The organism is Bdellovibrio sp. ZFWA1, assembly GCF_056175665.1.
This window is the reverse complement of record NZ_JBJKJH010000002.1, coordinates 25048-39018: the sequence shown is the minus strand read 5'-3', so window position 1 is coordinate 39018 and position 13971 is coordinate 25048. Positions and strand designations below refer to the sequence as shown.

Below are 13971 nucleotides of genomic sequence, written 5' to 3'. Positions count from 1 at the left end.
AGATTAAAAGTCAAGCTCACTAAGATATGAACCAACGCAATGAAAACGAATTAATCAAAAGAGCTTTTATTCAAGAATGGAATCGCAAAAAGTGTCGACAACAGTGACAACAGCACCAGAGCTGAAAAAACTTGAATATCAATAAGCTGAGCTTGGTATGCAAAATGGGCCGCCACGATTTCCATGGCTCCACGAATATTGACCAGTAGGCCAAAATTTAAGCTCTGACGATGAGTGTGACCTGCCCAACGAGCAGACCAATACCCACCAACCATTTTTGTCAAAAACCCGACTAATAAAATCGGCAATACGATACTCCAAGCTGCGGAAAGGGATTCCTGAATTCCCCAACCCATCGAAATAAAAAAAAGTGGGGCAAATACCTGTTGGTTCCATCTTGCTGGCCACCGGAACGAGGCAATTGCTGAATTCAAAAAACCTAAAAAGAAGAACATCAAAGGCCAATGCCCAATCAACCACGCACTTAAGTTCTGCGCTGGCAACAAGAAGGCAATTCCAATCCACGCCGCCAAGTCACACAAACTTCCTACTACTAAGGCGTTTTGCCCCAAGGTCGCTGAACTCAATTGTTTTTCTTTTAATACCTGAACGATCACGGGTAGTGCCGTGATCGACAACGCCAAAGCGATAAGTACTGATTTATCGAAATAGAAAAAACCGACAACGAAGGGGAAAAAAAATGATAAACTAAACAACTTAAAAAAATAGGTCTTTTCTTTGATAAATCGGCCCCAGCGCAATTCACTGCCGGCATCAAATAAATAGGCCGCACCAACGATTTGTGCCAAAATTCCAAACCAAGGGGGATAAGTCATCCCTAAGCCCGTCGGACCTAGAAAAATCCCCAATAAGATCCAAAGTAAAAGGCGCATCAATTATCCTTGTAATTACGAAAAGCAAAAAAACTTAACGAAACCACCGTCGTCATTATCGCGAGGGTGACGTAAATCTTCCCCTCTACAGTGCCCTCTTCTGCAGACTTCAATCCGAAATAAAAGATGGCCGTTTTCGTGACGATTGCCGTTTGCATCATCGCCCAAATATACATAAATAGCTTTCGACTATTCCTCTGCTCGGCTGTCAGTGGTTTTTTTTCTTTTTTAGGAAGTGGTCTCTCTCCCCAGACTTCAACGCCTTGATGACTACTCGCATGAGTGTTTTGGTGAAAGTCTCGCACCACCAGAACCCAAGCCGAACCAAGATCCCCCGCCGTGACGTCTCGATTTGAAGGCACAGACTTCAACGCCTCACAAAATTTTTTTATAGCATGAACACGAAAGCTCTGAATGCTGGTCTCACTCCAGTGGCCGCCCCGGCTTTTCCAAAGATCTTCGGCAATGCTAGTTTCTAACGACATCAAAAAATCTTGCACTTGTTTCTGATTCAATTTTTGAAAATTTGCCGAGCTTTGATTTTCATTCTGAGTTTGGCGAACCCAAATATCGTGAAGCGATTCCATTTTAAACTTTTATTCTAGCGCCAATAGCAGATAGAGCCTGACGAACACGTTCGATATGGTCATGACTTGTTGTCTCTAAGACGAAATCAATTTGGGTTTCCCGTAAGTACAACCCCTGCGAAATCCGATCATGCTTAACTTCAATGACATTAGCTTTTTGTTCCGCAATCGCTGCAGTTAAGCGAGCTAAGTTCCCAGGAAGGTCATCGACCACCACCGACAATTCAACTAAACGGCCACGCTTGGTTTGGCCTTTTTCGATAATTTTAGCAACGATATTAAGATCAATATTTCCACCACTAAGAACGATGCCCGTTTTTGGACCTAATTTTACTTTTCCATTCATGGCAGCTGCCATCCCAACGGCTCCAGCACCTTCACAGACTGTTTTAGCGCGCTCAAGCAAAAATACGATGGATTCGGCGATCTCGTCGTCGGTGACAGATACGACATCATCAACATATTTTGAAATAAAATTTTCGTAAATTGCCTGAGAGGGATACTTAATAGCTATACCATCAGCGATTGTGGATACTTTTTTATTAAGCACTGGCATTTCTGACTTCTTATAAAGACTTAACATGCCTGGAGCATTCACACTTTGAACTCCAATAACTTTTATAGATGGCTTCAAGGCCTTTACAGCAACAGAGATTCCTGAAATCATCCCTCCACCACCAATTGGTACAATCAAAGTATCTAGCTCAGGATTGGCTGCCAACAGCTCGAGCCCCATCGTGCCCTGCCCGGCGATAACTTTTTCATCTTCATAGGGATGAACAAAAATATAGCCGTGCTCTTGAACAAGCTCTCGTGCTTTTTTGGTCGCATCATCAACAACTTCACCATGCAAAACTACCTCAGCCCCATAAGATTGAGTCGCTTGAACTTTTCCAAGCGGCGCGTTTTCCGGCATGATGATCCGCGAATTAACCCCTAGTAAAGTTGCACTCAAAGCAACACCCTGTGCATGGTTGCCAGCGCTAGATGCGATGACTCCCATTTTCTTTTCGGCTTCGGTTAAGGATGAAATTTTATTATACGCACCCCGAAGTTTGAACGAGCCTGCTCTTTGCGTATTTTCAAATTTAAAAAAAATATCAGTGCCAAGAAGTTTGCTGGCACTGATACTATGACTAAGCTCTGTAATGACGGTGATGTTCTTAAGTCGCTGTTGCGCTTGCTGAATATCCTCTAAGGTGACTTTCATCCTTGCTCCCAATAAGCAGTTAAACCAAAAATCGGCGGGTATTCCCGAAAAGGCAATTTCGATATCATCGCCTCTTCATAAGAACTTCTTTCCGCAGGTTTTAGACCCATAGCTCTACTTTCGTCAAAATAATAGAAAGGGGCAAGGTGCTTTCCGCATTCAGAGCACTCGCATACGAGTTTCTCTTCGGCTTCATTGACGGTTCCACAAATGTGACAGATTCGATAGTGAATACGAGAACTCATTTTCCACCCTCCTCTTCGGCTTAGTGGTAGGCCTAACGGTAAACTAAGAATACCTTCCGGATAACTAGCGAAGCAAGTTGCGGTCTCAAATTAAGTTATTGAATTCACATAACAAAAATGATCAATGACTTTTCGCGTTATCAAAAGACGTCTGCAAAATCTTACAAAATCCGAGTCATCTAAACTAGTTCGCCAATCGCCTCAGAACGGGGCTAATTAGCTTCTCAGATTGAAGCAGAATAAAAAAAAAGACAGCTTTAAATGAGCTGTCTTTTTTCGATAAAAACCAATTTATTACTTTTTTACGGAGCCGGATAGGTCACGCCGTACTTCTTATAAATAGCGGCAGCTGTTCCATTTTTAACATACTCTGCTAATTTCTGATCCCATCGAGCCGCATATCCTTCACCCTTACCATCTCGATGAAAAACAACATAGGATTTTTCAATAATCCCACTTGGAGTAAATCCAATTTGATCACATTTTACACCTGATTTTTTGCAATTCATCTCGAAGTCATATTCGTAGTCGATAAGAATATCAAATCGTCCGGCCTCGAGCATTTTATAACCCGTCGGCACATCATTCACCTCAGAAAAAGCCATCTTGTAAGATACCAATTTGTCATAACCATAACCACGGTTCCACGCAATCTTCTTAGTTTTTAAGGCTTCTTCGCCCTTGAAATCACCTTTAGATTTAATAAAAAATGCCGTCAAATTTGATTGATCCAATACATACTGAGGACGAACCATTGAAGCATCATCGATGCGGTTCTCGGCAATAATCCCAGTGCAATTTTTCTTCTTAAACTCTTCCTGAGCCCGTGGCCAAGGATAAAATTTAAATACCACTTTGTGATCAGGCTCGAAGACTTTTTTTACGAGTTCTAAATAGGATCCAGTCCCATCCGCATTCGTCTGATTTTCCCAGTTATCCGTACAAAAAATCAAATCGTCAGCGCAAGCAAAACTTGCCGATATAGTTATAGAAAATACGATAAAACATTTGTTGAATATATTCATGAGCCCTCACCTTTAAGAATAAAGTTATTCTCTGGCTAGAGGGCCGAGCCGCCAATAAAAATATGAAATCTCAGGACCTTAAGAGTGGCAAATTTTTGCGAAGCTTGCTGGCTCTAAAGATGCGCCTCCAACCAAAAAGCCACTCACATGCTTTTGTTTTATCAAGTCCGCTGCGTTGTCGGGCTTAACACTGCCACCATAAAGGATTGCAGTTTCTGGAAGATCCATCGAATTTAAAATTTCGCGCACCCACGTATGAGTCTCGGCGACTTGCTCGGAAGTAGCCACCTTACCTGTCCCGATCGCCCATACTGGCTCGTAAGCAATCACTAAAGCTTTGCTGCGATCAACCTTGGACAATGCCCCATGAAGTTGTACTTCTAATACCGCCTTGGTCTTCTGACTCTCGCGTTCAGTCAACGTCTCGCCAATACATAGCATTGGAATCAGCCCCAAAGATTGAACGTATTCTACTTTTTGAGCCAACAAAGAGTCCGACTCTGAAAACAATGAACGTCGTTCGCTATGTCCGATCAAAACATAATGACAGCCGATTTGTTTTGCCACCTCTGCCGAATTCTCTCCGGTAAAGGCGCCTTCATTTTTAAAGTAGGCGTTTTGAACTCCGACTTTAATATCCGCACCCGAACCGCGTACTGCAGAACAAACGGCCTCTAAAGAAATCGCACTGGGAAATATCACGATTTCAGAGTTCACATCTAAAACCAAGGAAGAAAAGTCTTTGATAAATGCTCGCGCATTTTCAGGGTTTTTATACATTTTCCAATTGGCCGCAAATATCTTTCTCATCGGTAATACTCCTAATTCCAACAACTTACACCAGTTCCACTTCAGAACCAATTCCAATTTGGCTCACCACTTTGGAACCATTAACTCGCCGCGCCGTCAAATGAGCTGCTGTTTATTTTTATCTGAGCAGCTTTCGGCTTTGGCATCAAGTTTGCTTTAAAAGATGTCGTAACTAACTTCTGGAGGAACAAAAATGAAAAAAATGATCTTCACAGCAATCGCATCTTTGATTTCTATCTCTGCACACGCCCTTCCCTATCAAGTTAGCAATCTTGCTTTAAGCTGCAAAGACTCTTCAATTCGCATCCCTGGGACGCAAATGCTGGTTGAGGTTTTCTCTGCAACTCAACAAAATCCAAACCACCAACTTCGCATCACTCGCTTAGATATGAATCAAGGTGATATCGTTCTTTTTGAAGGACCTGTTCAAGAAAACTTCGGCGAGAAATCAAGCGCTCTTGTCAGCGACACTGCTGAACTGCATGTGACTGCAAACAACAAAGGCCAAATCGCAGGCAAAGCAACGGTTCTTGTTCAAACTGAAAATGGCACAGAGACTCTTAACTTCCCTGTAACTTGCCAAAAGTTCTACCAGATTATGAAATCTGCGGAACTTGAATAACTTTAGATTTCGTTTCCCAACGGTTTGTGTCAGCCCCTCTGAACACAAACCAAAAAGCCGAGTTTAAAACTCGGCTTTTTCTTTTTTATAACCAAACTCTTTTGCGCACAAAAAAAGGACTCTTAGCGAGTCCCTTTTTTTTAGGCTAAATTGAATTATTCAGTCTTCGCTTATCACGAAGGATTTCCAAACCTGGCAAGCGATCCCCTTGAAGGTATTCCAAACTCGCCCCACCACCTGTCGAAATATGCGTCATCTTATCGGCATATCCTGAAGCATGGGCCGCAGAAGCAGAGTCTCCACCACCAACAATCTTTACTCCGTTGCTTTCAGCAATGGCTTGCGCTACTCCGAAAGTGCCTTTAGCAAAAGCTGGCGTTTCGAAAACACCCATAGGGCCATTCCAAAAGATAGTTCCAGCTTCTTTTAATGCTGCCGAATACTGACGAATTGTCGTCGGACCAATATCCACACCCATCCAGCCATCATCAATGCTAACGCCAGTCGTGGTTTTTGAACCAGATGTGTCTGCTAAGCTTTGAGTCACAACATGATCTACAGGCAGCAGCAAAGTCTTATTACGAACTTCAATACGCTCGATCATCTCTTTAGCGTAGCGAATTTTATCTTCTTCCACTAAAGACTTACCAACACTGTGACCTTTCGCCTTTAGGAATGTATATGCCATAGCCCCACCAATGATGAAGCCGTCCACAACGTCTAAAAGCTTTTCAATCACATCAATTTTATCTGAAACTTTAGCTCCGCCCATCACAGCCAGATAAGGACGCTTTGGGTTGTGCATAAGGCTATCAAGCATCGTCACTTCTTTTTCGATCAAGAAACCTATACCACTTTTATTTGGCATAAGCTCTGGAAGCGCATGAATAGAAGCGTGAGCGCGGTGAGAGGCTCCAAAAGCATCATTGATATAAAAATCAATATTGGTTGCTAAAGCATTCGCAAACTCTTGAGAGTTTTTTGTCTCGCCTGGATGAAAGCGTAAATTCTCAAGAAGAAGAATTTGATTCTTTTTTAACGTGTGCAATAGCGCCTTCGTTGCATCTGAATCTGGTTCGTCGATTAAAATAACTTCCATATTCAAAAGCTCTGAAAGACGATGCCCTACAGGCTCTAATGAGTACTCTTTATCATCCGCTGACTTTGGACGGCCAAAGTGCGAAGCCATAATGACCTTCGCTCCTTTTTCAATGCAATACTGAATCGTCGGCAAACTTGCAGTAATCCGAGTCTCATCCGAGATCTTACCATCTTCCATCGGAACATTAAGATCCAAACGCAAGAAAACCGTTTTTCCCGTAATTTCAAAATCTCGAATAGTTTGAATCGCTTTAAGTCCTAAAGACATCTTAAAGCCCCTTCGCAGCCATGAACTTGATCATGTCAATCATACGGTGCGAGAAACCTGTTTCGTTGTCATACCAAGAAATCACCTTGGCCATATGCTTACCAACGATCATCGTGCACTTCAGATCAATAGTTGAAGATGCTGGGTTGCCATTGAAATCGACAGAAACCAGTTCTTTATGTTCTACGGCCAAAACACCCTTCAAGTTACCCTGAGACGCTTTGATCAAAGCCTCATTGATCGCTTCTTTTGTAAGCTCAGATTTAGAAGTGAAGCTTAAGTCGACCATGCTCACATTTGGAGTTGGAACGCGCACTGAAAAACCGTCGATCTTCCCTTTAAGCTCTGGCAATACTAAACCCACTGCTTTTGCAGCACCCGTCGTTGTTGGAATCATGCTGACCGCGCCTGCACGAGCTCGGCGCATATCACTGTGGGACGCATCCAAGATATTTTGGTCATTCGTGTACGAGTGGACCGTCGTCATCACACCACTCTCAATACCAAACGCCTCGTGAAGAACTTTAGCTAAAGGTGCTAAGCAATTTGTCGTGCATGAGGCATTCGAAATAAACTGGTGTTTTGATGGATCGTAAGATTCATGATTGATTCCGTACACAACAGTCAAATCAACGCCATCTGCAGGAGCTGAAATGAAAACTTTCTTTGCACCAGCAGTGATATGCTTCTGGTAATCGTCCTTACCTTTAAGCTTGCCTGTACACTCTAATACAACATCCACTCCCCATTCTTTCCAAGGAATCTCTAAAGGATTTTTAGTTGAAGAATAAGGGATCTTTTTGCCATTGACGATGATGTGGTTGTCATCATGAGAAACATCTGCTTTAAAAATTCCGTGTGCAGAATCGTACTTCAAAAGATGCGCAGCACCCTCTACTTTATCCATTGAGTTGATACCGACGATTTCTACCTGATCAAAGCCAGCTCGGAAAAGAACACGACCAATACGACCAAAGCCATTAATACCTACGCGAAGTTTTGCCATTTTAAGCTCCTTTTATGAACCCCTCTAATATGCGCCTCTATAGCTAAAAAAGCCATGCTAGACGCAACTGGACGTGACTAAAGATTGATCAATCAAGCAGCTTTTTCGCAACAGCCTTTCAAAGCATAAAGTTCGTAGAAATTCGAAGCCCTATCGGATAAAAAGCAGCCTATGAAACGCCTGCTATTTCTGCTGATTTTCTTACCGTATTGCCTGAGCTTCGCCCAAGTCTGCAAAGACAAAAACTCGGTCATGCAAACAAACAACCGTCAGGTCGTGAACTGGATAGAATTCATGGAAAACCAGTTTCAAGCAAGAGCTTATGTCGATGGCACGATCGTTCGCCTTCTGGAAGATCGCCAAGGCCACGTTCACTGGGAAATTGATTTAGACAACAATTTGGCAACGACAGATGACCATGTCGAAATTATATATAATATTAAATATGGAGCCATTCCAGAGTGGATTCCAGGCGACCGCCTGATTGCCTGCGGAGACTTTATAAAAGACCCTTACTCACCTTTAAAGGGAGTCATCCATTGGCTGCACATCAACGAACGTCAAAAAAATGGACATGAGGACGGCTTTTTAATCATTAACGGTCAACTGACCGGCCGCACTTTAAAAAATAAAAATTAGTTCAAAATTTTAGGAAACATCTTATGGGCATTTTGACGAGTCTGCTCTGCCAAAGCCTCTACCGAAATACCCTTTAAGTCAGCCACGAATGCAGCGGTGTGCACGATATAAGCCGGTGTATTCGACTTTCCCCGTTTAGGAATGGGCGCTAAAAAAGGCGCATCCGTTTCGACATGAATTCGATCCAAAGGAAGCATTCGAACCGTGTCACGCAAAGAGTCCGCATTTTTAAAAGTCACAACTCCGCTGATTGAAATATTAAAATCCAAATCCAAGCATTGCTTTGCAAGCCACTCTGTTCCGGTGAAGCAGTGAATGATACCGCGAACATCACCTTTATATCTCTTCAAGATCTCGACCGTATCTTCTTCCGCATCTCGAGTGTGAATTTCCACGGGCATTTTAAATTTTTTTGCGATCTCGAGCTGGGCAATGAATGCCTCGCGCTGCGCTTCGACCGGCGACGTTTTATAGTAATAATCTAAACCTATTTCACCGACAGCTATCACTTTAGGCTTCGCTAGGTGTTGTTCGATAAAAAGACCAACCTCGGGAGTGTAGGTCGCCCCATCGTGCGGATGAATACCCAGTGTACAATAAACTTGAGAATACTGCTCTGAAAGGCCCATCACGACTTTTAAGTCCTGAGGATCAGTGCCTATTGTTACCAACTTTTCGACCCCAGCCTCTTTTGCTAAATTCAACGCGGCTTCAACGCCCTCTTCAAGTTTATCTAAATGAGTGTGCAGATCATACCACATGATTTTTTACCGCCTCGACATGCATTTTCTCTATCAACAAGACAACGTCCTGATTGCCCAAGATCCCCTGTTCAACCCTGAGTGCCTCGTCTAGTAAGTTCACCAGATGATCCGTCGGAAGTTCAAAAAGGCTTTTTAGAAGCTTACCTTGATCAACATTTAAGACCATTTCTTTATTTTGACCTTTTAAAACCATCGCATCCCTTAAAAAAGAGATCCAATATGAGACCATTCGCAACGAAGCTCCACGATCCTTCATACCATCACGCCAGGTTTCGTTGGTTAGAAAGTCCTGATCTTGAACCAACAAGCCTAGAAGATCGGCCGCTTTTGCACGGACTTCAATTTCATGAGATTCCTGAAGCTGCTCAAGTTTTTCAAAGGACCCACCGCAAGCCCGTAAAGCCCAAGCTGGGGCCTCGACCCGACGAGCAACCTCATCCATATTAAGAGGTTTAAATTGCACCACTCGAGATCGCGAACGTATCGTCGGAAGAATCCCGGCATTACTCGGAGCAATCAAAAAAAAGAAAGTACCCACTGGAGGCTCTTCTAAAATTTTAAGTAAGGCATTAGAGGCCTGAGCATTCATGCTTTGTGCCTGATCAATGATAACCACTCGATTTTCCGTCAAGCTTTGCAATGATAGAAACTCGATCACCTCGCGGGCCTGATCAATTTTAATATGGGCCCCGTCGGGACTTAAAACGCGAAGAGACTCATGATGCTCTTGAGCTGCTCGCAAACACGATCCACACTGACCGCAGGCAGATCGCCCTCGCTCACAAAGAAGGGCCTGAGCCATCCCCAAAGCAACCAGCTTTTTCCCAATGCCACTGGGACCTAGAAACAAAAAAGTCTGACCGGGTTTTTCACTACTAAAAACCTCGACCAATCTTTCTATCACAAATTGATGTCCTAGGACTTTGTCTAAAATTCTCACTTAGTTACCCAATGCAGTTTTCAAAATACCCCGGCTGATTAATTGCTCAATCATTTCAACTTTTAACTCTTCCGGAGACTTCCGAGCATCTAGCACCAACCAACCCTTTGGATTTTGTCGAGCTTGTTTTAGAAATCCTTCCCGTACGCGTTCATGAAAAGCATCGGCTTCAGCCTCGATACGATCTTCCGCTTCGCCCGTCGAGGCTTCACGACCACTGCGACGACGTTTGGATTCTTCAACCGACAGGTCTAATAAAATTGTTAAGTCTGGATGCAAGTTTTGTGTGGCAAAATTATTTAACATCACAACATCAGACTCGGAAATTTCACGACCACCGGCCTGAAATGCTATCGAGCTTGCAGCAAAGCGATCACTAATAACCCACTGACCTTCGCGTATTTTCGGAAGGATGATTTCATCCACATGTTGCGCACGACTGGCTTCGTACAAAAGCAATTCAGCCCGAGGCATCGGATTTGGCGGAGTTTTACGAAGAATGATTTGACGAATTTCCTCGCCCAGAGGAGTGCCTCCAGGTTCTCGTGTTCTGTAAAAAGACTGCCCCAAGCCTGTTAGATGCTTTTCCAGGGCGACCATCAATGAGCTTTTTCCAGAGCCATCTAGCCCTTCAAATACGATAAATGCCATGGGCAGGTTATGGCACGGCAAAGACTTGCTGGCAAGAAGAGCGGCCCAAAAGAAGGACTTTACCTCGAATCGCGTTGAAGACCTCGACAAACCTGTAAGTTATTAACTTCATTGATGTTTTAACATCCCCGATCTGAACGCGAATAAAGCCCTTCACCACCGGAGAAACCGAGATACGAAGGATGGCATTTCTTTGAAATTTCGTCGAAAAAGTCAAAAAATCGGCGATGGGCGGAGGCGGAAATCCTAAGCCCGTAGAAAGACCCGCCGTGAATAATTCGGGACCGGCCGCCGTCGATCCTGGAAACGCCGGAGGATAAAACACGCCCCCTTTAACTTCTTTCGTTGGCTTTTCCATATCCCGAGAGCTCATTGCAACTCCGGCCTTGCCGTTGATGCCAATGTTAATGACAGGCAGTGCAGCACTTTCGAAGCGTTCTGAAGAGTGAAAAATTTCAAAGACAAAGGCTTTCTGTGTTTTATTAAATGCCAAACTTAATCCGACTTCTTCAACTCCGCCGCCGCCTTTTTTCATAAATCCTGACAGACCAATGATGCCGACCGAGGCTTGAATTCCAAATTCATTAGCATGTATAACCAAAGGTGCTTGCGACCACAGCTTATAATCCAACCCCTGCAAAATACCTTGAATCGCTAGCCGCTTACGCTCTGAAATTTCTGCTTTTTCAGCCTGCGATGATCCTTTACCTATTAGTTTTTTAGAGGTCTCTTTGATAAAACTTAATGAATCACCTACAACAATACCAACGCCAACCGCACCTTGCATTTTATCTAGGATCCGTGCCGCTTGTACTAAGAACTGCAACCGAACTGATTCGAAACTTCGGCGCTGGTCTTCGGACATTGTTTCGTAAGCTTCCATCGGATTAATATCAGGAACAACGCCACCACTTGCTTCGATCTTCGCACGAACTTCATCAGAAACGGAAAGCCCCAAGGCCTGCTTCATTTTTTCAAGATGAGGTACAAAATCCAATTCGACAACGCCGTCTTTTTGAAGAAACAAACGAATACGATTTTCGCTAGACTCGATATTGAGCCGCGACAAGACCTGCTCTTCCATCTCAATTCGAGACGGCTGATCCTTACCCACCTCTTCGGACCAAGCAAGGCCCAACTGAGAAAGGTAGGAAACTGTGAGTACAAATAGAAAAACAAAAATATGCTTCAAGACTCAACTCCAAACAAAAGGCATAGCCTGCACTTGGATGTGCAAAAAAAAGACCCCTATTACGGGGCCTCTAATTCATTACAGTTGAATCTTGATGTCATTTTTGTGAAACAGTGACAATTTCGGGCTTATTCTTGAGTTGGTTGCGGCTTTTGGATTTTATCGAAAACGAATTTATCGCCGATTTTATTATAGAGTAAAATCAACTCGACCTGCTCTTGTCCACGCACCATTCCGTCTTGTTGTTCGATCAACTGCGAGGCATTTCCCATATTAAACTTACTGGCCTTAGCTCCAAATTGTTTGCCCGCAATTTCGGCTAATACAATCAGATTTTTTATCGGAATTGTCTTAACTTGAACTTTCACCGTCGCATTATTAGCCGTTTCTGTGGACTCGATCACTTCGACTTCTAGCTTCTTGCCCATAAAAGATTGGTAATCGCCGAAAAGTTCATGATTCGGAGGTAGGGCACTTTGAGTCTTCCCCGCGATATCGCTTAAAAACAATTGCTTAGCGTCTTCCGTAGCTTTTTCGTCCAACGCCTTCGTACATCCAACCACCGAGGCCAGAAATCCCCCCAATAGAACCAGAATCATGATCTTATGAAGTTTTTTGTTTAACATCGCAGCCCTCCGAACCTATTTTAGGCATCGGTTTTTAAAAATTCGAAGAACAATTGATGACTGCATTGCGTTATGTTGTGACTAACTCCCCCTTTTCTCCCTATAGTGAGGGGCTTCAGGAGATGTTCATGACTACTTTAATCACTGTGATCCATATTATTGTCGCTTTGGCCCTTATCGCTCTTGTTCTTTTGCAAGACTCTAAAAGTGATGGCGCACTTGGAATGGGTAGCTCAAACAATGCCAATTCTGTCTTAGGTGCAACTGGCGCTCAAACTTTGGCTGGCAAAATGACTATGTGGGCAGCCATCATCTTTGCGGTAACTTGCTTGGCGCTTACTTACATTACTTCACACGGACAGACGGCTTCTGTTGTTGATAACTTGCCTCTTCCAACTGCCCCTGCAGCAGCTCCGGCAACGACTCCAGCTACTGAGGCGGCAACTGCTCCTGCTACAGAAACAGCGGCTCCTGCGACGGCAGCACCTGCTGCGGCTCCTACTGAAAAAAAATAATTAGATAATGACATCAATCCATTGTTCTTCGCTATAATAGCTTTATGACGAAGAACAATGGTACCTTGCTCATCCTTATTGCTACTGGCGCACTTTGTTTAGCCATTTCTTACTGGCTACTTAAATCTCCGACGACTCCAACATCTAAAAATTATCTTGCGACCGTTGAACCCAGCTATGGCACTGTCAGCGTTCTTCGAAAATCATACAGTTCAAAAGAAGACATTAAAGGTACAACCTCTTTATATCCTTTAGACACTATTGAAGTTGGATCTGACGCCGAAGCAAACTTAGATTTTCCATCAGGACAACAACTGATTTTAACAGCAAATTCAGCAGTAACTATCAATCAAGAATCGAATGCCATCATTCTTGTTCTGCGAAGAGGCCTTATTCAGCAAACCAAGACTGGCGAAAAAAATCGAATTTTTATCTCTAAAAATGGAGTTCGCTGGGAATTGAACGACTACCTGTCAATGAACTCACACGAAGCCCCGCTTTTAAGTACTTCGGATGCTCCAGCCGTTCGCCCCTTAACGTCAGACTCGCCAACTCCAGAATATATTGCCTCCATTTTGACTGGCTACCGAGATTCCTTTCAGCGCTGCTACTCGCAATTGATCCTAAAAGACCCCCAAGCTAAAGGTGAATGCTCACTCAGCTTTACCGTTCAAAAAAATGGTAAAACAAGTGATGTTAAAACAGTTTCTTGCACTATGACTGGACCAGATTCAGATAAATCATTCCTAAAAATATTCGACAAATGCCTACATGAAGTCGTCCGCAGAGCCCAGTTTAAATCCTTTTCTGGAGAACCTGTGACCACTGTTTTTCCTTTGAAGTTTGAATAACAAAAAACCCGCTTGTGAGGCGGGTT

At 43.5% G+C, this 13971-nt stretch carries 17 protein-coding genes; 4 read left to right on the top strand and 13 right to left on the bottom strand.

The features are described 5' to 3' along the window. Nucleotides 1–50: 50 nt before the first annotated feature. From AC04MN_RS09760 to tpiA, 6 genes are all read right to left on the bottom strand, one after another. Nucleotides 51–893, bottom strand: a complete 843-nt coding sequence (locus AC04MN_RS09760; RefSeq protein WP_475383016.1) for a cation:proton antiporter — start codon at nt 891–893, stop codon at nt 51–53. Next, nucleotides 893–1480, bottom strand: coding sequence for a hypothetical protein (locus AC04MN_RS09755; protein WP_475383015.1), 588 nt, complete (start codon nt 1478–1480; stop codon nt 893–895). Before AC04MN_RS09755 ends, AC04MN_RS09760 begins: the two co-directional genes overlap by 1 nt. A gap of 1 nt (nt 1481) precedes the next feature. Continuing rightward, entirely contained in the window at nt 1482–2690 is a 1209-nt protein-coding gene (gene ilvA / locus AC04MN_RS09750) for a threonine ammonia-lyase (RefSeq protein WP_475383014.1), read from the bottom strand. Beyond that, a complete protein-coding gene (locus AC04MN_RS09745) occupies nt 2687–2935 on the bottom strand; it encodes a hypothetical protein (protein WP_475383013.1) in 249 nt (82 codons plus the stop codon). Before AC04MN_RS09745 ends, ilvA begins: the two co-directional genes overlap by 4 nt. 302 nt (nt 2936–3237) lie before the next feature. Further along, a complete protein-coding gene (locus AC04MN_RS09740) occupies nt 3238–3960 on the bottom strand; it encodes a substrate-binding periplasmic protein (protein WP_475383012.1) in 723 nt (240 codons plus the stop codon). Nucleotides 3961–4038: 78 nt separating this feature from the next. Beyond that, a complete protein-coding gene (gene tpiA, locus AC04MN_RS09735; protein ID WP_475383011.1) occupies nt 4039–4770 on the bottom strand; it encodes a triose-phosphate isomerase in 732 nt (243 codons plus the stop codon). Nucleotides 4771–4963: 193 nt separating this feature from the next. On the opposite strand from tpiA, the gene AC04MN_RS09730 reads away from it, so the two are divergent. Beyond that, on the top strand, nt 4964–5392 hold the full coding sequence (locus tag AC04MN_RS09730; RefSeq protein WP_475383010.1) for a hypothetical protein: 429 nt from the start codon (nt 4964–4966) through the stop codon (nt 5390–5392). Between the two features lie 145 nt (nt 5393–5537). Here the strand turns inward: AC04MN_RS09730 and AC04MN_RS09725 are convergent, their stop codons facing one another. Then, the gene (locus AC04MN_RS09725) at nt 5538–6761 is read right to left on the bottom strand and encodes a phosphoglycerate kinase (protein WP_475383009.1); all 1224 of its coding nucleotides are present in this window, start codon (nt 6759–6761) and stop codon (nt 5538–5540) included. Between the two features lies 1 nt (nt 6762). Then, nucleotides 6763–7767, bottom strand: a complete 1005-nt coding sequence (gene gap / locus AC04MN_RS09720) for a type I glyceraldehyde-3-phosphate dehydrogenase (RefSeq protein WP_475383008.1) — start codon at nt 7765–7767, stop codon at nt 6763–6765. 171 nt (nt 7768–7938) lie between these two features. On the opposite strand from gap, the gene AC04MN_RS09715 reads away from it, so the two are divergent. Beyond that, on the top strand, nt 7939–8406 hold the full coding sequence (locus AC04MN_RS09715; protein ID WP_475383007.1) for a hypothetical protein: 468 nt from the start codon (nt 7939–7941) through the stop codon (nt 8404–8406). On the opposite strand, the gene AC04MN_RS09710 is transcribed toward AC04MN_RS09715, so the two are convergent. The 5 genes from AC04MN_RS09710 to AC04MN_RS09690 all read right to left on the bottom strand — a co-directional run bounded on the left by AC04MN_RS09710 (nt 8403) and on the right by AC04MN_RS09690 (nt 12579). Further along, on the bottom strand, nt 8403–9167 hold the full coding sequence (locus AC04MN_RS09710) for a TatD family hydrolase (protein ID WP_475383006.1): 765 nt from the start codon (nt 9165–9167) through the stop codon (nt 8403–8405). The two genes, AC04MN_RS09715 and AC04MN_RS09710, sit on opposite strands and share 4 nt — an antisense overlap. Beyond that, on the bottom strand, nt 9157–10110 hold the full coding sequence (locus AC04MN_RS09705; protein WP_475383005.1) for a DNA polymerase III subunit: 954 nt from the start codon (nt 10108–10110) through the stop codon (nt 9157–9159). The genes AC04MN_RS09710 and AC04MN_RS09705 overlap by 11 nt, the downstream gene beginning before the upstream one ends. After that, complete coding sequence (tmk, locus tag AC04MN_RS09700) at nt 10111–10761, bottom strand: dTMP kinase (protein ID WP_475383004.1); 651 nt, start codon at nt 10759–10761, stop codon at nt 10111–10113. 7 nt (nt 10762–10768) lie between these two features. Continuing rightward, nucleotides 10769–11953 carry a hypothetical protein gene (locus AC04MN_RS09695; RefSeq protein ID WP_475383003.1) on the bottom strand — a complete coding sequence of 395 codons (1185 nt, stop codon included), beginning with the start codon at nt 11951–11953 and terminating at the stop codon, nt 10769–10771. Between the two features lie 128 nt (nt 11954–12081). Next, on the bottom strand, nt 12082–12579 hold the full coding sequence (locus AC04MN_RS09690) for a hypothetical protein (protein WP_475383002.1): 498 nt from the start codon (nt 12577–12579) through the stop codon (nt 12082–12084). Between the two features lie 128 nt (nt 12580–12707). Here AC04MN_RS09690 and secG point away from each other — a divergent pair, with 128 nt between their 5' ends. Beyond that, complete coding sequence (gene secG / locus AC04MN_RS09685; RefSeq protein ID WP_475383001.1) at nt 12708–13094, top strand: preprotein translocase subunit SecG; 387 nt, start codon at nt 12708–12710, stop codon at nt 13092–13094. 44 nt (nt 13095–13138) lie between these two features. Next, nucleotides 13139–13945, top strand: coding sequence for an AgmX/PglI C-terminal domain-containing protein (locus tag AC04MN_RS09680; protein ID WP_475383000.1), 807 nt, complete (start codon nt 13139–13141; stop codon nt 13943–13945). Nucleotides 13946–13971 lie beyond the last annotated feature (26 nt).

Coding starts and splice junctions, on each gene's coding strand:
- AC04MN_RS09755 (WP_475383015.1), bottom strand. CDS start 1,480: ATGGAATCGCTTCACGATATTTGGGTTCGCCAAACTCAGAATGAAAAT.
- AC04MN_RS09710 (WP_475383006.1), bottom strand. CDS start 9,167: ATGTGGTATGATCTGCACACTCATTTAGATAAACTTGAAGAGGGCGTT.
- AC04MN_RS09745 (WP_475383013.1), bottom strand. CDS start 2,935: ATGAGTTCTCGTATTCACTATCGAATCTGTCACATTTGTGGAACCGTC.
- AC04MN_RS09725 (WP_475383009.1), bottom strand. CDS start 6,761: ATGTCTTTAGGACTTAAAGCGATTCAAACTATTCGAGATTTTGAAATT.
- tmk (WP_475383004.1), bottom strand. CDS start 10,761: ATGGCATTTATCGTATTTGAAGGGCTAGATGGCTCTGGAAAAAGCTCA.
- secG (WP_475383001.1), top strand. CDS start 12,708: ATGACTACTTTAATCACTGTGATCCATATTATTGTCGCTTTGGCCCTT.
- AC04MN_RS09680 (WP_475383000.1), top strand. CDS start 13,139: ATGACGAAGAACAATGGTACCTTGCTCATCCTTATTGCTACTGGCGCA.
- AC04MN_RS09740 (WP_475383012.1), bottom strand. CDS start 3,960: ATGAATATATTCAACAAATGTTTTATCGTATTTTCTATAACTATATCG.
- tpiA (WP_475383011.1), bottom strand. CDS start 4,770: ATGAGAAAGATATTTGCGGCCAATTGGAAAATGTATAAAAACCCTGAA.
- AC04MN_RS09730 (WP_475383010.1), top strand. CDS start 4,964: ATGAAAAAAATGATCTTCACAGCAATCGCATCTTTGATTTCTATCTCT.
- AC04MN_RS09690 (WP_475383002.1), bottom strand. CDS start 12,579: ATGTTAAACAAAAAACTTCATAAGATCATGATTCTGGTTCTATTGGGG.
- AC04MN_RS09715 (WP_475383007.1), top strand. CDS start 7,939: ATGAAACGCCTGCTATTTCTGCTGATTTTCTTACCGTATTGCCTGAGC.
- AC04MN_RS09760 (WP_475383016.1), bottom strand. CDS start 893: ATGCGCCTTTTACTTTGGATCTTATTGGGGATTTTTCTAGGTCCGACG.
- ilvA (WP_475383014.1), bottom strand. CDS start 2,690: ATGAAAGTCACCTTAGAGGATATTCAGCAAGCGCAACAGCGACTTAAG.
- gap (WP_475383008.1), bottom strand. CDS start 7,767: ATGGCAAAACTTCGCGTAGGTATTAATGGCTTTGGTCGTATTGGTCGT.